Annotated in this window: 17 protein-coding genes and 1 riboswitch; of the genes, 10 read left to right on the top strand and 7 right to left on the bottom strand. The window is 68.7% G+C overall.

Annotated elements, in window-relative coordinates; translation table 11 throughout:
• Positions 1–44: 44 nt before the first annotated feature.
• The 7 genes from metE to pnuC all read right to left on the bottom strand — a co-directional run bounded on the left by metE (position 45) and on the right by pnuC (position 7,981).
• Positions 45–2,342 carry a 5-methyltetrahydropteroyltriglutamate--homocysteine S-methyltransferase gene (gene metE, locus DX03_RS18710; protein WP_038691141.1) on the bottom strand — a complete coding sequence of 766 codons (2,298 nt, stop codon included), beginning with the start codon at positions 2,340–2,342 and terminating at the stop codon, positions 45–47.
• A gap of 214 nt (positions 2,343–2,556) precedes the next feature.
• Positions 2,557–2,788: riboswitch (cobalamin riboswitch) on the bottom strand.
• Between the two features lie 148 nt (positions 2,789–2,936).
• Positions 2,937–3,233 (bottom strand): HigA family addiction module antitoxin, encoded by a 297-nt coding sequence (locus DX03_RS18705; protein WP_038691139.1) that lies wholly within the window; start codon positions 3,231–3,233, stop codon positions 2,937–2,939.
• Positions 3,234–3,244: 11 nt separating this feature from the next.
• Positions 3,245–3,526 (bottom strand): type II toxin-antitoxin system RelE/ParE family toxin, encoded by a 282-nt coding sequence (locus DX03_RS18700; RefSeq protein WP_038691137.1) that lies wholly within the window; start codon positions 3,524–3,526, stop codon positions 3,245–3,247.
• A 165-nt stretch (positions 3,527–3,691) separates the two neighbouring features.
• Positions 3,692–5,134, bottom strand: coding sequence for a nicotinate phosphoribosyltransferase (locus tag DX03_RS18695; RefSeq protein WP_038691135.1), 1,443 nt, complete (start codon positions 5,132–5,134; stop codon positions 3,692–3,694).
• A gap of 62 nt (positions 5,135–5,196) precedes the next feature.
• Positions 5,197–6,252, bottom strand: a complete 1,056-nt coding sequence (locus tag DX03_RS18690; RefSeq protein ID WP_102100650.1) for a bifunctional nicotinamide-nucleotide adenylyltransferase/Nudix hydroxylase — start codon at positions 6,250–6,252, stop codon at positions 5,197–5,199.
• Positions 6,253–6,324: 72 nt separating this feature from the next.
• The gene (locus tag DX03_RS18685; RefSeq protein WP_038692643.1) at positions 6,325–7,392 is read right to left on the bottom strand and encodes an AAA family ATPase; all 1,068 of its coding nucleotides are present in this window, start codon (positions 7,390–7,392) and stop codon (positions 6,325–6,327) included.
• Positions 7,385–7,981 carry a nicotinamide riboside transporter PnuC gene (gene pnuC / locus DX03_RS18680; protein WP_038691131.1) on the bottom strand — a complete coding sequence of 199 codons (597 nt, stop codon included), beginning with the start codon at positions 7,979–7,981 and terminating at the stop codon, positions 7,385–7,387. The genes DX03_RS18685 and pnuC overlap by 8 nt, the downstream gene beginning before the upstream one ends.
• A gap of 155 nt (positions 7,982–8,136) precedes the next feature.
• On the opposite strand from pnuC, the gene DX03_RS18675 reads away from it, so the two are divergent.
• The 10 genes from DX03_RS18675 (at position 8,137) to DX03_RS18630 (ending at position 17,505) form a co-directional block, all read left to right on the top strand.
• Entirely contained in the window at positions 8,137–8,913 is a 777-nt protein-coding gene (locus DX03_RS18675; protein ID WP_038691129.1) for a hypothetical protein, read from the top strand.
• Positions 8,914–8,983: 70 nt separating this feature from the next.
• On the top strand, positions 8,984–9,553 hold the full coding sequence (locus DX03_RS18670) for a sigma-70 family RNA polymerase sigma factor (RefSeq protein ID WP_038691127.1): 570 nt from the start codon (positions 8,984–8,986) through the stop codon (positions 9,551–9,553).
• Positions 9,550–10,335: an anti-sigma factor gene (locus DX03_RS18665; RefSeq protein WP_051598928.1), complete on the top strand. Its 786-nt coding sequence runs from the start codon at positions 9,550–9,552 to the stop codon at positions 10,333–10,335. The genes DX03_RS18670 and DX03_RS18665 overlap by 4 nt, the downstream gene beginning before the upstream one ends.
• Before the next feature lie 491 nt (positions 10,336–10,826).
• Positions 10,827–11,786, top strand: coding sequence for an acyl-CoA desaturase (locus tag DX03_RS18660; RefSeq protein WP_051598927.1), 960 nt, complete (start codon positions 10,827–10,829; stop codon positions 11,784–11,786).
• Position 11,787: 1 nt separating this feature from the next.
• Positions 11,788–13,068, top strand: coding sequence for an NAD(P)/FAD-dependent oxidoreductase (locus DX03_RS18655; protein ID WP_038691125.1), 1,281 nt, complete (start codon positions 11,788–11,790; stop codon positions 13,066–13,068).
• Positions 13,065–13,832 (top strand): DUF1365 domain-containing protein, encoded by a 768-nt coding sequence (locus tag DX03_RS18650; RefSeq protein WP_038691123.1) that lies wholly within the window; start codon positions 13,065–13,067, stop codon positions 13,830–13,832. The genes DX03_RS18655 and DX03_RS18650 overlap by 4 nt, the downstream gene beginning before the upstream one ends.
• Positions 13,829–15,085, top strand: a complete 1,257-nt coding sequence (locus tag DX03_RS18645; protein WP_038691121.1) for an SAM-dependent methyltransferase — start codon at positions 13,829–13,831, stop codon at positions 15,083–15,085. The genes DX03_RS18650 and DX03_RS18645 overlap by 4 nt, the downstream gene beginning before the upstream one ends.
• Position 15,086: 1 nt before the next feature.
• Entirely contained in the window at positions 15,087–15,641 is a 555-nt protein-coding gene (locus DX03_RS18640) for a DUF2878 domain-containing protein (RefSeq protein WP_038691119.1), read from the top strand.
• Positions 15,638–16,435 (top strand): DUF1295 domain-containing protein, encoded by a 798-nt coding sequence (locus DX03_RS18635; RefSeq protein ID WP_038691117.1) that lies wholly within the window; start codon positions 15,638–15,640, stop codon positions 16,433–16,435. The genes DX03_RS18640 and DX03_RS18635 overlap by 4 nt, the downstream gene beginning before the upstream one ends.
• Positions 16,432–17,505 (top strand): cyclopropane-fatty-acyl-phospholipid synthase family protein, encoded by a 1,074-nt coding sequence (locus tag DX03_RS18630; RefSeq protein ID WP_051598926.1) that lies wholly within the window; start codon positions 16,432–16,434, stop codon positions 17,503–17,505. The genes DX03_RS18635 and DX03_RS18630 overlap by 4 nt, the downstream gene beginning before the upstream one ends.
• Positions 17,506–17,521 lie beyond the last annotated feature (16 nt).

Here is a 17,521-nt window from a genome sequence, read left to right as displayed (position 1 = left end):
GCAACGGCGGCGGTGCGGTCCTTGGGTCATCTTTACAGGGGGGATCAGGCGGCGTTGGCGTCGGCGGTTTCCTCGCGCAGCTGGCGCGCGGCGGCCACCAGTGCTTCCAGCGCGGCGCGGGTTTCCTTCCAGCCGCGGGTCTTCAGGCCGCAGTCGGGGTTAACCCAGATCTGCTCGGGCCGGAGGACTTCGGCGGCCTTGCGCAGCAGCGCCAGCATCTCTTCCTTGTCGGGCACACGCGGGGAGTGGATGTCATACACGCCCGGGCCGATCTCGTTGGGATACTGGAAGCGCACGAACGCATCCAGCAGCTCCATGCGCGAGCGCGAGGTCTCGATCGAGATCACGTCGGCATCCATCGCCGCCACCGAGTGGATGATGTCGTTGAACTCGGAATAGCACATGTGCGTGTGGATCTGGGTCGCATCGCGCACGCCACTGGCACTGATCCGGAACGCTTCCACCGCCCAGTCCAGGTACTCGCGCCACTGCGCGCGGCGCAGCGGCAGGCCTTCGCGGATGGCCGGCTCGTCGATCTGGATCACGCCGATGCCGGCCGCCTCCAGGTCCAGTACCTCGTCGCGCAGCGCCAATGCGATCTGCCGGCAGGTGTCCGCGCGCGACTGGTCATCGCGCACGAACGACCACTGCAGCACCGTCACCGGGCCGGTCAGCATGCCCTTCATCGGGCGGTCGGTCAGCGACTGCGCGTACTGCGACCAGCGCACCGTCATCGGCTGCGGGCGGGTCACGTCGCCGAAGATCACCGGCGGCTTCACGCAGCGCGAGCCATAGCTCTGCACCCAGCCGTTCTTGGTAAACGCGAAGCCGTCCAGCTGCTCGCCGAAGTACTCCACCATGTCGTTGCGCTCGAACTCGCCGTGCACCAGCACGTCCAGCCCGATCTGCTCCTGCACGCGTACGCAGTGTTCGGTCTGGGTGGCCAGGAACGCATCGTAGTCGGCGTCGGACAGCTTGCCGGACTTGTTGCTGGCGCGGGCCTCGCGTACTTCCAGGGTCTGCGGGAAAGAGCCGATCGTGGTGGTGGGGAAGCGTGGCAGCTGCAGCGCACCGGCCTGGGCCAGGTGGCGCTGCGGGTAGGGGCTGTGGCGCTGCGCATCGGCGGCGGTCAGGGCGGCCAGGCGCGCGGCCACCGCGGCCTTGTGCACGCGCGGCGAGCGCCGGCGCGATTCGATGCACGCACGCGAGTGCGCCAGCGCGTCCTCGGCGCGGGCCGGGGAGTCGATGGCATCGGCCAGCACGCGCAGCTCCTGCAGCTTCTGCCTGGAGAACGCCAGCCAGCTGTGCAGTTCGTCATCCAGCTTTTTTTCCAGGTCCAGGTCGACCGGGCTGTGCAGCAGCGAACACGACGGGGCCAGCCACAGCGCATCGCTGCCCACGTGGCCGTGCGCGTAACGGGCCAGCACCAGTGCGTTGTCCGGATGCGTGCGCCAGATGTTGCGACCGTTGACCAGACCGGCCGACAGCACACGACCTGGGGGCAGCGCCTTGATCACCGCATCCAGCTGCTCCGGGGCGCGCACCAGGTCCACGTGCAGGCCATCCACCGGCAGCGAGGCGGCCAGCGGCAGGTTGTCGTCCAGCGCACCGAAGTAGGTGGCCACCAGCACCTTCGGCCGCGCCGCCTCGGCCAGTACCGCGTAGGCATGGGTGAACGCGGCGCGGGTGGCCTCGTCCAGATCCTGCACCAGCGCCGGCTCGTCCAGCTGCACCCACTGCGCGCCAGCGTCCTTCAGCTGGCCCAGCAGCTGCACGTACACCGGCAGCAGGGCGTCAAGCAGGTCCAGTGCGCGGCTGCCGTCGGTGGTCTTGGACAGCAGCAGGAAGGTCACCGGGCCGATCAGCACCGGGCGGGTCTCGATGCCCAGCGCCTTGGCCTGGCGGTATTCGGCCAGCGGCTTGTCGCCGCGCAGCGCGAAGCCCTGGCCGGCCTGCAGTTCGGGCACCAGGTAGTGGTAGTTGGTGTCGAACCACTTGGTCATTTCCAGCGCGTGCAGGTCATAGCCGTCGCGTTGCACGCCCCGGGCCATGGCGAAGTAACCGGCCAGCGGCTCGGCGTCGGCCAGGGCGCGGTAGCGCGCCGGGATGGCGTCGAACAGGAAGGCCGCGTCGAGCACCTGATCGTAGAAGCTGAAGTCGTTGCTCGGCGGCACATCGACGCCGGCCTCGCGCTGCAGCTGCCAATGGCGCTCGCGCAGGCCGCTGGCGGTGTCCTGCAGCGACTGGGCGCTGCTTTCGCCGGACCAGAACGCTTCCAGCGCACGCTTGAGTTCGCGCTTGGCGCCGATGCGGGGAAACCCCAGGTTGGTAACAGTGGTCATGGAACGTGTCCTCATTGCAGTAGCGGCATTGAGGAACGAAGGAACCGCGCGCCGTGCACGACATGGCTGCCGTGTCCGCCCCGCCAGCGACCTTCGCCCCCGCGGGCGAACCGGATGTCGTGGAGCGGACGCACGGGGGCAGCGCCACGCGGGCGGCATGGCGGCAGGCCCCGGCAACCTCCCCGCGGACGTTCCAGGTCGAATCAGGGGACGGTCGTGTCCCCCGGCCGGGGCCGGTATTCGGGCTGATGGACACGGGCGCGAACGCCCACCTAGTACCTGCCGCTTCCCAGGCCGGGGCCCAGTGCTGTTGGCAGGATTCGTTTCCATTCACCGCTGCGGGGCAGCTCCGGAATGGGCGCACGAGGCGCCTTCACCGGATTCCCGTTTAAACCCATCCCTTTATCTGCATGAAGAGATGGATACCTTCGGCGAGCACAAGGTAGGCCGAAGCCGGGCGGTGGTCAAGGGGCGTCGCGCTAACGAAGGAAGGTCATGGACGATGCAACGCACGTGACAGCAATGTCCGTCGCACCGGGTGCCGGAGGCCATCCACGCGTTTGCGGCAAGCAAGGGGAGGGGAATGGCGGCCGCTCAGGCCGCGTGGTGGTATGGCTCGATGCGCGCCAGGACGTCGGCCAGTTCGTCCCTGGCCTTCGCCGCGTCGTAGGCCATCTGCAGGTTGAGCCAGAAGGCCTCGCTGGTGCCGAAGAAGCGCGCCAGTCGCAATGCGGTGTCGGCGGTGATGCTGCGCCTGCCCGCGATGATCTCGCCGATGCGCGTCTGCTTCACGTCGATGGACTTGGCCAAGCGGTAAGCCGTCATCCCGAAAGGGGTGAGGAACTCCTCCTGCAGGATTTCACCGGGGTGCGGGTAGGGAATCGAACGCATGTAGGCAGCCCTCAGTGATAGTCGCAAAGCTCTACGTCTGCAGGACCTGCATCGGTCCATGTGAAGCACAATCGGTACTGGTCGTTGACGCGGATGCTGTGCTGACCCGCACGATTGGCGCGCAGTGGTTCCAGGCGGTTGGCCGGTGGAATGCGCAGGTCTTCCAGCCGGACGGCCGCATCCAGCATGGCGAGCTTCCGTATCGCAACGCGCTGGATATCCTGGAACCTTCGGATGCGCCTACCCATGAACAAGCTCTTGGTAGTAATGCATCGGAACGACACGATGGACATGACAGCTTCCTATAATGACGATACTAACGCGTGACGGTAGTATCGTCAAACGGGACCAATCCGGCCCGCTGATGCACAGGGCAGTCGATCAGCGGGCCTCGCCTGTGATGCTCGCTGAATTTTGCGCAGGCGAAAGCGGACGCGGTCACGCCCGCGGGACGGTGGTCATCGATTCGATGTATCGCTCAACCGCGCATCATCGGCCCGGCTGCGGATCTCAGCCAACGTATCGTCCTGCAGCAACGTGCCGTTCTCCCAGACCGTGACCATCGCATCCTCGTAGCCCAGCGGCAGCGCGGCGGCTGTCAGCGATTCCGCGTCGGCCGGCACCGACACCGTCCGGAACTGGCCGTACTCGCGATGGCGCAGCAGGCGCATGCGGCCGCGCTTGCTCTGCTTGCCACTGTCGGTCACCGGGTCCTTGTAGACGTCGATCCATTTCCCGTCCACGCGCGCGGCCGAGCACTTCAGCGCGAACTTCTGGGTGTCGCGGTCCAGCCGCTGCAGCAGCGCGCCGCCCATGCCGAAGGCGACGTTGTCGGCGGCGTAGCCGGCGGCGGTGATGCTGGCCAGGATCTGGCCGATGCTGGTCGGGTTGACGCCGTCACCCTGGATCACGCGCACGTGGTTGAGCACCTTGTAGCCCTTGCCGTTGACCACGTGGCCGAAGGCGTCGTCGAGCAGCTGCAGGCACTGCAGCACCACCGCCACCGGGTCGCCCGAATCCGGGCGGATCACCACGGTGGCGCCCGAGTCGATCACCTGCTGGCGCAGGGTGGTGCCCCAGTGCCGGGTGATCGCGTGGAAGATGTCGTAGCTGTCCGAGACCACGGCCACCAGCGCGCCAGGCGTGGCGAAGCGGGCCAGCATGTTGCGGTAGGCCTCCACCTCGTTGTCGCGGCCCCAGCTGGTAATCGTGCTGTGCTCGGCGGCCGGGATCGAATAGCCGGCCATGGCCTCGTGATAGAAGGCGCGGGCGAACAGCAGGGCCGAGACAGTGTCGGTGCCGAGGAAGTTGACCAGGTGCGCGGCGCCGCCGATGGCGGCCGATTCCAGGCTCGACACGCCCCGGCTGCCGAAGTCGTGCAGCTTGAACGGCAACTGGCCTTCCGGGTCGTCGCTGGTGCGCTCCAGGTACTGGCGGATGGTCTGCTTGGCGTGCCAGCTGGTGGTGGCCACCGTGACCGGGTACCACACGCGCAGCAGCATCGTTTCAAGATACGACGGTACCCAGAACGCCTGCGGGTCGGTCGATTCGATCGTCATCAGCGCGTTGTGCACCGGCACCACGCTGCCCTCGGGCACGGCGCGGATGCGGATCGGCATCAGGCCGCCGTGCGTATCGACGATGTAGCGCCAGCCCGCCTCGTTGAAGGGCTCGCCGTGGGCGGCGAAGAGATCGCGCGCCACGTCGATGTCGGCATGGGTGATCGGCTTGGCCAGGTAGTCCTTCAGGATCGCCTGCAGACCGAAGAACAGCGTGCGGTCGTAGTGGCCGCCGCGCGACTCCACGTAGAAGAAGGTGGCGTCGGTGCCCGGCGGATACTGCAGCCAGTGGCTGGCCTTGTAGCTGTCGGTGTTGAGGAGAAGATTGTCGAGGTAATGCATGACGGGAAGCTCCTTCGCGTCGGGTGACACCGGCGGTCTATCCGCCGGCGGGAAAGCCGGGATCAGCCCCGGCCCAGGAAGAACTCCAGAATGTGCAGGTGGTCTTCGTAAAGCTTGGGGCCCATGTCCAGTGCTTCGCTGACCGGGATCCAGCGCGCCTTGTCGGCATCGTCGCCGCCGCGCACGGCCGGCAGTTCGCCGGCGGGGAAATCGAAGTGGAAGGCGTGGGTGATGGTGCGGCCGCGCTGGCTGCGCTCAGGGTGGTCGAACACATGCTGGCCCTTGAGCGAGCCCTTGAGCACCGGCGCGGGAATCTTCAGCCGGGTCTCCTCGCGAAGTTCGCGCAGGCAGCTGTCGAGCAGGCCCTGCTGCTGGCCGACGAAGCCGCCCGGCAACGCCCACAGGCCCTTGCCGGGCTCGGCACGGCGACGCACCAGCAGCACGTGGCCCGAATGCACCACCACCGCATCGGTGGTGACGAACGTGGGCGCATACGGTGCGTCTTTCCAGGCGGCCTTGTACTGCTCGATGAACTGGTACTCGGCCACCAGCTGGGCGTAGGCCGGGCCGCTCTTGCGGAACGCTTCGAGCATGGCGTACACCGGCGCCGGCACGTTCCCGCGCAGCATCAGCAGCGCACCGTGGAAATCCACGCTGCCGGCTTCAAACAGGTAGCGGCGCAGTTCGGTGGCCGACAACGTTTCGGTGTGCTGCACATCCACCAGCGGCCACTGCGGGAACTCGCGCAGGTAGTAGCTCGAATCATCCTTGTCCATGCCGACCAGGCCGATCTTCGCATCGCCCGCATGCCCGTCGGCACGCACCGCATCGGCCACCGTGCGCTGCACGCCGGCGATCCACTGCGCTTCGTTGTACAGGTGGTCCTTGAGCGGACGGATCAGCAGGCGTTCGCCCGCACCTTCAAGCGCAGCCTGGATCATCACGGCGCGTTCGGCCACGGTCCAAGGGTTGCGGAGGCTGCGGGGGGTATCGGCAGAGCCGACCAGAAAGATCAGCTTCTTGGCCCGGCTCAGTGCGAGGCGGGCGACGGCGGCATGGCCGTTATGGAAGGGCTCGAAACGCCCAATGAACACCAGATAGTCGTATTCCATGAGAATCCCCCATGTCGTTGCAGGTGCCGTGGGTCTATCCCTTGGCTGGTGCCAATGCTACTCCTCTGTCCTGTACCGTCAACAACCCGCTGCGCGTGATCCCTCCAGCGCGGTCATCACCTGCGCTACGCGCTGCGGCAGCGGGCCGCCCAGCACGGTGAACGGCATGCCGCGCGCGTCCAGCGCCTCCAGGTACGCGCGATGCTGCGCGTGCCGGAAGGCGTCATCGCGACGGGTGCCGTCCTGCACGAACGGGAAATCCGGGGCGCACAGGAACAGGTGGGTGTAGCGCCGTTGCGCCAGCGCATGCAGTGCCGGTTCGGCGCGTTCGAACATGGACAGGCAGTACAGCAGCGTGGTCAGCGGCGTGGTATCGCAGACCAGCCAGCGGTTGGCCTGCGCGGCCAGCGTGTCCTCGCGCGCTACCTGCACCCGTGCGATGTGCAGCAGGTCGTCGTAGTCGAGCGCGCCACCGCGCGCCTCCCAATGCTCACGTCCGAACTCGGCGGCCCAGACGGTCTGCAGCTGCCCGGCCAGTGCGGCGGCGAGCGTGGTCTTGCCGCTGGATTCGCCGCCGAGCAGGGCAATGCGGCCGACGAAACTGGCATACACGCGCGGGTCGAGAAATCCGCGCAGGGCATGCGGATCGCGCCGCAACGCCGTGCCCGATACCGGCACCCGGCTGCGGGCCGGGTCCAGGCACACATGCGCCACCGGCCAGTGCACGCCCGCCTGTGCACTGAAATGGCGCTGCAGGGCGGCCGCGAATCCATCGCCGTACGCCTCGCTGGTGAACACCGCGTCCACCCGGCACTGCCACAGCGTGCTGCACACCCAGGCCACGAACGCGCGCTGCGTCGCGTCGTCGTCGGTGTTGTCCGGCAGCGGCCGCATCGGCACGCCCTGTCGGGCGCAGTGTGCCGCCAACCGCGCCTCGTCGAGTACCAGCCGGGTTACCTGCGGGTACAGCGCCTGCAGCCAGCCTTCACGCCGGTCGGCATCACAGCCGGGCAGTTCCGGCTGGCTCCAGCTGAGCAGCAGCACGCTGTCGCAGCGGCTCAGCGCATGGTCGATGAGGGCCTCGTGGCCACGGTGCAGCGGGCTGAACTTGCCCACCACCAACCCGGTGGCGAAACGCTCACCCATGCGCGGCATCGGCCGCTGCGGTGGCGACGCTCTGCTCGCGCATCAACCGCCGCCAGTGCCGCAGCGAGACCAGCGCGTTGATCCAGAACACGCCATACAGCACGGCCGTGAGGTGCAACCCGCGGCTGGCGTACAGCGGAATGGCGATGCTGTTGACCAGCAGCCAGAACCACCACGAATCCAGCTTGCGGCGCATCATCAACAGCTGCGCCACCACGCTCAGCACCAGCACGGCCGAATCCAGGAACGGCGCATAGGCGTCGGTCCAGGTATGCAGCAGCAGGCCATAGCCGACGCTGGCCAGCAACGCTGCCGGCAGCATCCAGCCCAGCGTGCGCAGCTGCACCCGGCTGATCGGCAGGGCATGCCCATGGTCGCCGCGCAGCCACTGCCACCACCCGATCACGCTGGTGAGCACGAACACGCCCTGCAGCACCACGTCGGCGTACAGGCGCGCCTCGTAGAACACCAGGCCGAACAACGTGCAGCCGATGATGCCGGTCCACCAGGTGTGCACGCTGTTGCGCCCGGCCAGCAGGATCGAGGCGGCCACGGTGACGTTGGCGGCAATTTCCAGTGCGCTGGTCATGCGGCTGCGCCGGCAGGAGGGGAACGCAGGGTGGGCGTCGGCATCGGGTTCTTCAGGGGCGGCGGTGACAAGCCGGCCAGTTTACCCGCCGCCCGCAGTGCATCCGCCGCGGCGCTGGCTGCGTATCTGCTGGTGACCCCCACGTGGAGCCGGGCATGCGCCGATCCCTCTTACCGTCCCTGGTGCTGCTGCTGTGCCCGGTATTGCCGGCGGCGGCCCAGCAGGTGCTGCGCCAGGAAGGGCGGGCCTATGCGCCGGCCGATGGCCGACTGCTATACCGCGAGACCCACTGGCTGCAGGGGCCGGCGGCGACCCGATCGCGGCTGGTGCTGTACCGCTGCGCCGACGGCCGCGCCTTCGCGCGCAAGTGGATGACCCCGCAGGGCAGCCCGCAGACCCCCGACTTCGCCTTCGAGGATGCCCGCAATGGCTACCAGGAAGGTCTGCAGGGCAGCGCCACGGCCCGTACCGTGTTTGTGCGTGAAGACGCGCGCGCTGACCGGGTCAGCCGTGCCATCGCGATCCCGCCCGATGCGGTGGTCGATGCCGGTTTCGACGCCGCCGTGCTGGGCCACTGGGACGCCCTGCAGGCCGGGCGCCCGGTGGCGTTCCAGTTCCTGCTGCCCAGCCGCCAGCGGCTGGTGCCGTTGAAACTACAGCGCAGCGCGGCGGTCACCTGGCAGGGCCAGCCGGCCGAACAGCTGCAGATGCGGCTGGATGCCTGGTTCGGCTTCGCGGTCCCGGCGGTCACCCTGGTGTATGCACGCAACAGCCCGCGCCTGCTGCAGTTCAGTGGCACCGGCAACGTGCGCGATGCGCAGGGGCGCTACCCGCAGGTGCGCGTTGAATTCCCCGCCGAGCCAGTCGCGGCGACCGCCGCCGAACTGGCCGCGGCACGGCAGCAGCCGCTGGTGGCCACATGCGCCGGTTGAGTCCCCCCTTGCGCCCTGCGCGCGCAGCGACGACGATGCGGGCTATCTTCCTGCCGACGTTGAGCCTGCGATGCCTGAGCTGGAGCTTGCCGACACGGGTGCCGCACGGCGCCTCGACGACCTGCTGGTCCGGGTTGCCAGCGGCGATCGCCAGGCCTTCGAGTCGGTGTATCAGCTGGCGTCCGGGCGCTTGTTCGCGATCTGCCTGCACGTCCTGCGCGATCGCAGCGACGCCGAAGAGGTGTTGCAGGATGTCTTCACCAGCGTCTGGCACAAGGCGGCGCAGTTCGACCGCGCCAAGGCGGCGGCCATGACCTGGCTGTCGATGATGGCGCGCAACCGCGCGATCGACCGCCTGCGCGCGGCGCCGCCGCGCCCGCTGGACGACCTGTCGGTGGCCGATGAAATCCCCGATTTCGCCCCGCAGCCGGCCCAGGTGGCCGAACAGGCCTCCGACCGGCAGCGCCTGGACGACTGCCTGGACACCCTGGAACCGCGCCGCCGTTCGCTGATCCGGCTGGCGTTCCTGGACGGGGCCAGCTATGAGGAACTGGCGCGCCGGATCGGCTCGCCCCTGGGCTCGGTGAAAAGCTGGATCCGCCGCGGCCTGGGGCAACTGCGGGTGTGCCTGGAACGATGAACATCCGCGACCTCCATGACCTGCATGACGACGGGCAACCGCCCAGCGCCGACATCCTGGCCGGCGAATACGTGCTGGGCGTGCTCGATGCCGCCCAACGCAGCGAGGCCGAGCAGCGCATCGCCAACGACCCCGGCTTTGCCCGGCTGGTGAGCCAGTGGGAAAACCGCCTGGCGCCCATGCTCGACGCGCTGGGCAGTGAAGCGGTGCCCGCGCACGTGTGGCCGCGCATCCGTACCGCGCTGGGCTGGCCCTCGGTCGGCGCCGGCGCGCCGCGCGCCTGGCAGCGCACCGGGTTCTGGCAGGGCATGACCGCGCTGGCCGCCGTGGTGGCGCTGGTGGCGGTGTTCAGTCGCGGCCAGCTGGAACCGGTGGCCCCGGTTGCACCGCCGGTGGCGGTCACCCCGACCCCGCCGCCCACCCCGTCCGAACCCGAGCAGGCGACCAAGCCGGTCACCCCGCTGTTGCACGACGACGGCACGCCAGGCTGGTTGGCCTCGGTGGACAAGGCCCAGGGCAAGGTGCTGATGGTGCCGGTACCGGCCGCCGCCGATGCGGCCGGGCGCGCCCCGGAACTGTGGCTGATCCCGGCCGGCGGCACGCCGCGTTCGCTGGGCCTGGTGTCCATCAACCGCGCCCATACGGTGACCGTGCCGGACGCACTGCGTGATGCGCTGGTGAACGGCTCCGTGCTGGCCATCACGCTGGAACCGTCCAGCGGCGCGCCGCAGGGCATCCCGACCGGCCCGATCATCGCCAAGGGCGACATCGCCACCCTGTAACGCGCTTTTTTTGGTTCTTCTCCCCTCTGAGAGAAGGCGCAGATTGGATCGGCTGGCGTGCCCGATCGGGGCGCGCGCGCGTGAGGGCCCCGTAGCAGCCGGTAGGCCCCTGGTGCAAATGTCCCCCGGCCGCGGGGCGGCCTCCTCCTTTATTTTGCCCAAGAGCCTACCGGCTGCTACGGGGCTCGGCTCGCGGTACAGGTTGGGGAAGCCACGCTTTCTCCTGGCTGTCGGTGGGTCGGGCGCTGGGCCCCCATGCCCTTGGAGGCGAAATAAAGGGGGAGGGGGCGGCCGCAGGCCGACGCCGGAGGACATTCGCCGGAAAGGGCGTGGGGGCCCAGCGCCCGACCCGCCGACGGCCGCGCGCGGAAAGCGTCAAGCCACGTTTCTGCCTGCGTCGCAGATGGGCGACGAACCTTTTTTCCGGATCCGTGCATCCGGATGGGCCTGGCTCCCGTATCTCCTGACAAGAACGCCAGGAGATACGCGATATGTCGGCCGGACCCGCCACTGCAGCACCCCGCACGGCCCGCCGTGGCCTGATGGCCACCGTGCGGCGCTGGTTCGATACCAGCGCCGGGACGGCGGTGGCCGACGAAGCGGCGCAGCGCGTGGACTGGCTGCGCGCGATCCCGTTCGCGGCCATGCACCTTGCCTGCCTGGCGGTGATCTGGGTGGGGGTCTCCTGGGTGGCGGTCGGCGTTGCGGTGGCGTTGTACGCCGTGCGGATGTTCGCCATCACCGCCTTCTACCACCGCTACTTCTCGCACCGCACCTTCCGCACCTCGCGCGCGGTGCAGTTCGTGTTCGCGGTGATCGGCGCGGCCAGCGTGCAGCGCGGCCCGCTGTGGTGGGCCGCCCACCACCGCGTCCATCACCGCCATACCGACACCGCCGCCGATCCGCACTCGCCCGGCGTGCATGGCTTCTGGTGGAGCCACATGGGCTGGTTCCTCACCACCGACGGCTTCCGCACCCGCTGGGACCGCATCCCCGACCTGGCCAAGTACCCGGAACTGCGCTGGCTGGACCGCTTCGACACGCTGGTGCCGATCGCGTTGGCCGCCGCCCTGTTCGGCCTGGGCGCGCTGCTCGAACATTTCGCGCCGTCCTGGGGCACCAGCGGCGGGCAGATGCTGGTGTGGGGCTTCTTCATCTCCACCGTGGTGCTGTTCCACGCCACGGTCACCATCAACTCGCTGGCGCACCGTTTCGGCCGCCAGCGGTTCAACACCGGTGACGACAGCCGCAACAACCTGTGGCTGGCCCTGCTCACCTTCGGTGAGGGCTGGCACAACAACCACCACTTCTTCCCCGGCACCGCGCGCCAGGGCTTTTACTGGTGGGAGATCGATGTGACCTGGTACGGCCTGCGGCTGATGGCGGCGCTGGGCCTGGTGCGCGACCTCAAACCCGTGCCGGCCTGGGTGCTGGCCAAGGCGGAGCACTGACATGCGTATCGCCGTGATCGGATCGGGCATCGCCGGCCTGGCCAGCGCCTGGTGGCTGGGCCAGCAGCACGAGGTGACGCTGTTCGAGGCCAACGACTACCTGGGCGGCCACACCCACACCCATCAGGTGCAGGTGGACGGCGCCAGCCACGCGGTGGACACCGGCTTCATCGTGTTCAACCCGCTGCACTACCCGCTGCTCACCGCGCTGTTCGACGAGCTCAACGTGGCTTCGCAGCCCACCACCATGAGTTTCTCGGTACACAGCGAGCGCAGCGGGCTGGAGTACAACGCCACCTCGCTGGATGGGCTGTTCTGCCAGCGTCGCAACCTGGTGTCCCCGCGGTTCTGGGGCATGCTCGGCGACCTGCGCCGCTTCTACCGCGAGGCACCGGCGTTGCTGCACGGCGACGATGCCGGGCCTTCACTGGGGGACTACCTGCGCGCCGGCCACTATGGTCGCACCTTCATCGACGAGCACCTGCTGCCCATGGCCTCGGCGCTGTGGTCCTCGCCCACCGCCAGCCTGGAGGCCTTCCCGGCGCGCTACCTGGCGCAGTTCATGGCCAACCACCAGATGCTGCAGGTGAGCGGTCGCGCACCGTGGCGGGTGGTGCAGGGCGGCTCGGCGCGTTACATCGACGCGATGCGGCGGCGTTGGCACGTGCGCGAACGGCTGGATTGCCGCGTATTCGGCGTGGAGCGCCACGAGCATGGCGTGCGCGTGCACAGCGCGGCCGGGCTGGAAGGCTTCGACCAGATGGTGCTCGCTTGCCACAGCGACCAGGCCCTGGCGCTGCTGTCCGATGCCGACCGCACCGAACGCAGCGTGCTCGGTGCGATCCGCTACCAGCCCAACGAGGTGGTGCTGCACACCGATGCGCGCCTGCTGCCGCGCAACCGCAAGGCCTGGGCGGCCTGGAACGCGCACGTACCGGCCAACCCGCTGGCGCCCTGCACGGTCAGCTACCTGATGAACCAGCTGCAGGGCATCGATACGCCCACGCCGCTGGTGGTCACCTTGAACCGCACGGCCGCCATCGACCCGGCCAAGGTGCTGCGCACGCTGCACTACGCGCACCCGGTGCATGACCATGCCATGGTGGCGGCGCAACAGCGCTGGGCCGAGATCCAGGGCCAGCGCCGCACCTGGTTTGCCGGCGCGTACTGGGGCTGGGGCTTCCACGAAGACGGCATCCGCAGTGCACGGCGCGTGGTTGATGCGCTGCAGGCACTGGACGCCGAGTCGTACTGGCCGCTGGCCCAGGCGCAACCGGCATGAGCGCCAGCGCCCTCTACCGTGGCCGCATGCGCCACCGCCGCCACGCCCCGCACCCGCATGCGTTCGGCTACCCGGTGGCGCAGCTGCTGCTGGACCTGGACGAGATCGATACGCTGTTCGCGCGGCGCTGGCTGTGGTCGGTGGGACGCCGCAACCTGGCGGAATTCCGCCGCAGCGACTACCTCGGCGACCCGGCGCAACCGCTGGCCGATGCGGTACGCGCCCGCATCACCGCCGCGCTGGGCCGCGCACCGCACGGCCCGATCCGCCTGCTTACCCACCTGCGTTACGCCGGCCACGTGTTCAACCCGGTCAGCTTCTACTACTGCTACGCCGACGATGGCCGCACGCTGGACTGCATCGTGGCCGAGATCACCAACACCCCGTGGAAGGAGCGGCACGCCTACGTGCTGCCGGTGGCCGCCGCCGATGCCAGTGGCCGCGCGCTGGCCTGGGAATTCGACAAGCAGTTCCATGTATCGCCCTTCATGGCCATGGACTGCCACTACCGCTGGCGCTTCACCACACCGGGGGACGACCTGCACGTGCACATGCAGGTATGGCGCGCGGGCGTACGCCAGTTCGATGCCGACCTGGTGCTGCAACGCCACCCGATCACCGCGCGTAGCTTGGCCGGCGTGCTGCTGCGCTTCCCGCTGATGACCGTCCAGGTGGTGGCCGCCATTCATTGGCAGGCACTGCGCCTGTGGCTCAAGCGCACCCCCGTCCACGACCATCCTTCGCTTGCAGGAAAACGCCCATGAACGACATGACCGGCCCGGTTGCGCTGCCGATGCCCACGGCACTGGAGCGCTTCCTGCGCGATCGCCTGCTGGCCCAGCTGGCCCCCCTGGGCGGCGGCTGCCTGCAGCTGCGCGACGCTGCCGGCGATGTACTGCTGGGCGATCCGGCAGCGAGCCTGCGCGTCACCGTGTGGGTGGATGACCCCGCCTTCTACCGGGCAGTGGCGGCGCAGGGCAGCGTGGGCGCGGGCGAGTCGTATATCCGTGGCGACTGGCGCTGCAGCGACCTGGTGGCGCTGGTGCAGCTGCTGGTGCGCAACCGCGACCTGCTCGACGGCATGGAGCGCGGCGTGGCGCGCATCGGCGGCTGGCTGCTGAAGGGCTGGAACCGGCTGCGTCGCAATACCCGCGAAGGCAGCCGCCGCAACATCGCCGCGCATTACGACCTGGGCAATCCGTTCTTCTCGCTGTTCCTGTCGCCGGACCTGATGTACTCCTCGGCGCTGTATGCCAGCCCGGCCGACGCGCTGGAAGACGCCTCGCGGCGCAAGCTGGCACGCATCTGCGCGCAGCTGCAGCTGCAACCGGGCGACCACGTGGTGGAGATCGGCACCGGCTGGGGTGGGTTCGCGTTGTACGCGGCCGGCGAGATCGGTTGCCACGTCACCACCACCACCATCTCGGTGGAGCAGTACACCCTGGCCAAGGCGCGCGTGGAAGCGGCCGGCCTGCAGGACAAGGTCACGCTGCTGCTGAAGGACTACCGCGATCTGGACGGCCAGTACGACAAGCTCGTCTCCATCGAGATGATCGAGGCCATCGGTGCGCAGTACCTGGACACCTATTTCGACACGCTCACCCGCCTGCTCAAGCCCGAGGGCCTGGCGCTGCTGCAGGCCATCACCATCGAAGACCAGCGCTACGAACAGGCGCGGCGCAGCGTGGACTACATCAAGCGCTTCGTGTTTCCCGGCAGCTTCATTCCGTCGATCAACGCGATCATGGCGGCCAAGACCCGCAGCAGCGACCTGCAGCTGATCGGCCAGCATGATTTCGGCACGTCCTACGCGCTCACCCTGCGCGCCTGGCGGCAGCGCTTCCTGGCGCAACTGCCGGCGGTGCGCGCGCAGGGCTTCGACGAACGCTTCATCCGCCTGTGGGAGTTCTACCTGGCTTACTGCGAAGGCGGCTTCCTGGAACGCTCCATCGGCGTGTCGCACCTGCTGATGGCGCGCCCGGGCTACCGGCCTGCCGCGCACGGCGAAGTCGGCTGAGATGGTGCGCTTCTGGGCCAACGTGATCGGCAACCAGCTGGTGTGGCTGTGCGCGGTGGTTGGCGCCGGGCATGGCCTGCGCTGGCCCGCGCTGCTGGCCGCCGGTGTGTACGTGGGCAGCCAGCTGGCACTGTCGCCGCAGCCCGGCGTGGAACTTCGCCTGCTGGGCGTGGCACTGCTGTGCGGCCTGCTGGTGGACGGCGTGGCCGGTGGCTCGGGCTGGGTGCAGTACGCGGCCGGCAATGGCCCGGCGTGGGTGGCCCCGGTGTGGATCCTGGCCTTGTGGGCGGCGTTCGCGATGACCCTGCCGGTGTCGTTTGCGGTGCTGCAGAAGCACCTGCGCATCGCCGCCCTGGTCGGGCTGCTGCTGGCGCCGCTGGCGTATCTGTCGGCAGCGCGTGGCTGGTCGGCGGTGAGTTTCGCTACGCCCCGCTGGCAGGGCGTGCTGCTGCTTGGCCTTGGCTGGTCACTGGCGCTGCCGGTGCTGGCCGCGTGCGCGCGGCATTGGCAGCGCACGTCGCACGCCCTTTCTGATACCGCGGGAGAACACGCATGAAGTTGCTGTGGTGGGTATGGCTGTATGCCGCGTTGATCATGAGCTGGGGCTGGTGGTGGCAGCGCCGCCACCAGAACATCGGCGTGGTCGATGTGCTGTGGGCCAAGGGCGTGGGCGCGTCGGCCCTGCTGCTGGCCGTGCTGGGCAGCGGCGCACCGGCACCGCGCATCGCGCTGGCGGTGCTCGGCGGATTGTGGGGATCGCGGCTGGCGCTGCATCTGTGGCACCGCGTGCGCAGCGAACCCGAAGACGGCCGCTACCAGCACCTGCGCGCCCACTGGAACGGCCACCAGGGCAAGATCTTCGGCTTCTTCCAGTTCCAGGCGGGGCTGATCGTGCTGTTCGCGTTGCCGTTCGTTGCGGTAGCGCACAACCCCCAGCCCGATGACCTGCGCTGGATCCTGGCCGCCATCGCGGTCTGGCTGCTCAGCGTGGGCGGCGAAGCGCTGGCCGACCGCCAGCTGGCACGTTTCCGCGCCGACCCCGGCAACAAGGGAAAGACCTGCCGCGACGGGCTGTGGCGCTACTCGCGGCACCCCAACTACTTCTTCGAATGGCTGCACTGGTTCACCTACGTGCTGCTGGCCGTGCATTCGCCGCTGTGGTGGCTGGCCTGGTCCGGCCCGGTGGTGATGTACGTGTTCCTGCGCTGGGTCAGCGGTATTCCCTTCACCGAGGCCCAGGCGCTGCGCAGCCGTGGCGAGGACTACCGCGACTACCAGCGCACCACGCCGATGCTGTTTCCGTGGTTTCCCTCCCGCTCATCGAATACCCGCAAGGAGCCGTCCCCGTGAATGTCGCCAGTGACTCCCTGCCCGCGCCCGACCACGCGCCGGGCCTGACCGGCCTGGCCGAGCGCGGCCTGCTGCCCGACGCGTTGCTGCGCCTGGGCATCCGCCGCCAATGCGAGGCGCGCCTGCGCGACGAACTGGCCGGTGGCCAGCAGGCGCAGTCGCAGCGCTTTGCCGCGCGCATCGCCGAACTGTCGCAGAGCGCGGTGGCCCTGCACGTGGACGCGGCCAACCGCCAGCACTACGAAGTGCCGGCCGGTTTCTTCGAACTGTGCCTGGGCAAGCGGCTGAAATACAGCAGCTGCTACTACCCCACCGGCAGCGAAACGCTGGACCAGGCCGAAGAGGCCATGCTGGCCCTGTACGGCCAGCGTGCCCAGCTGGCCGATGGCCAGGACATCCTGGAACTGGGCTGTGGCTGGGGTTCGCTGACGTTGTGGATGGCCGAGCATTACCCCAACGCACGCATCACCGCGGTGTCCAATTCCAACAGTCAGCGCGAACACATCCAGGCGCAGTGCCGCCTGCGCGGGCTGGACAACGTCACCGTGCTGACCCGCGATGCCAATACCCTGGTGCTCGATGCAGCCGCATTCGACCGCTGCGTGTCGATCGAGATGTTCGAGCACATGCGCAACTACCGGCAGCTGCTGCAGCGCATCCACGGCTGGTTGCGCCCGCAGGGCAAGCTGTTCGTGCACATCTTCGTGCACCGCACGCTGATGTACCCCTTCGAGACCGAGGGCGACGACAACTGGATGGGCCGGCACTTCTTCACCGGTGGCCTGATGCCGGCCGCCGACACCCTGCTGTGCTTCCAGCAGCATCTGCAGCTGCAGCAGCGTTGGCTGCTCGATGGCACCCACTACGAGCGCACCGCCAACCATTGGCTGGCCAACCAGGACCAGAACCGCGACGCGGTGCTGGAGATCATGCGCCAGTGCTACGGCGCGCCCTCGGCGGCGTTGTGGGCACAGCGCTGGCGCATGTTCTGGATGGCCTGCGCCGAGCTGTTCGGCTACCAGAACGGCCAGCAATGGCAGGTGGCCCACTACCTGTTCGACCGCCCGTGACCCCGCCTGCCATGAG

The organism is Stenotrophomonas rhizophila, assembly GCF_000661955.1.
Lineage (GTDB): Bacteria > Pseudomonadota > Gammaproteobacteria > Xanthomonadales > Xanthomonadaceae > Stenotrophomonas > Stenotrophomonas rhizophila.
Note: the sequence above shows the minus strand (reverse complement) of the source record. Positions and strands in the feature narration are given on the sequence as shown.

What these genes read in the sequence shown, in the direction of transcription:
- DX03_RS18685 (WP_038692643.1), bottom strand. Translation starts at nt 7,392, where the DNA reads ATGGGTGAGCGTTTCGCCACCGGGTTGGTGGTGGGCAAGTTCAGCCCG.
- DX03_RS18675 (WP_038691129.1), top strand. Translation starts at nt 8,137, where the DNA reads ATGCGCCGATCCCTCTTACCGTCCCTGGTGCTGCTGCTGTGCCCGGTA.
- DX03_RS18705 (WP_038691139.1), bottom strand. Translation starts at nt 3,233, where the DNA reads ATGCGTTCGATTCCCTACCCGCACCCCGGTGAAATCCTGCAGGAGGAG.
- DX03_RS18695 (WP_038691135.1), bottom strand. Translation starts at nt 5,134, where the DNA reads ATGCATTACCTCGACAATCTTCTCCTCAACACCGACAGCTACAAGGCC.
- DX03_RS18665 (WP_051598928.1), top strand. Translation starts at nt 9,550, where the DNA reads ATGAACATCCGCGACCTCCATGACCTGCATGACGACGGGCAACCGCCC.
- DX03_RS18655 (WP_038691125.1), top strand. Translation starts at nt 11,788, where the DNA reads ATGCGTATCGCCGTGATCGGATCGGGCATCGCCGGCCTGGCCAGCGCC.
- DX03_RS18645 (WP_038691121.1), top strand. Translation starts at nt 13,829, where the DNA reads ATGAACGACATGACCGGCCCGGTTGCGCTGCCGATGCCCACGGCACTG.
- DX03_RS18650 (WP_038691123.1), top strand. Translation starts at nt 13,065, where the DNA reads ATGAGCGCCAGCGCCCTCTACCGTGGCCGCATGCGCCACCGCCGCCAC.
- metE (WP_038691141.1), bottom strand. Translation starts at nt 2,342, where the DNA reads ATGACCACTGTTACCAACCTGGGGTTTCCCCGCATCGGCGCCAAGCGC.
- pnuC (WP_038691131.1), bottom strand. Translation starts at nt 7,981, where the DNA reads ATGACCAGCGCACTGGAAATTGCCGCCAACGTCACCGTGGCCGCCTCG.
- DX03_RS18670 (WP_038691127.1), top strand. Translation starts at nt 8,984, where the DNA reads ATGCCTGAGCTGGAGCTTGCCGACACGGGTGCCGCACGGCGCCTCGAC.
- DX03_RS18640 (WP_038691119.1), top strand. Translation starts at nt 15,087, where the DNA reads ATGGTGCGCTTCTGGGCCAACGTGATCGGCAACCAGCTGGTGTGGCTG.
- DX03_RS18635 (WP_038691117.1), top strand. Translation starts at nt 15,638, where the DNA reads ATGAAGTTGCTGTGGTGGGTATGGCTGTATGCCGCGTTGATCATGAGC.
- DX03_RS18660 (WP_051598927.1), top strand. Translation starts at nt 10,827, where the DNA reads ATGTCGGCCGGACCCGCCACTGCAGCACCCCGCACGGCCCGCCGTGGC.
- DX03_RS18700 (WP_038691137.1), bottom strand. Translation starts at nt 3,526, where the DNA reads ATGTCCATCGTGTCGTTCCGATGCATTACTACCAAGAGCTTGTTCATG.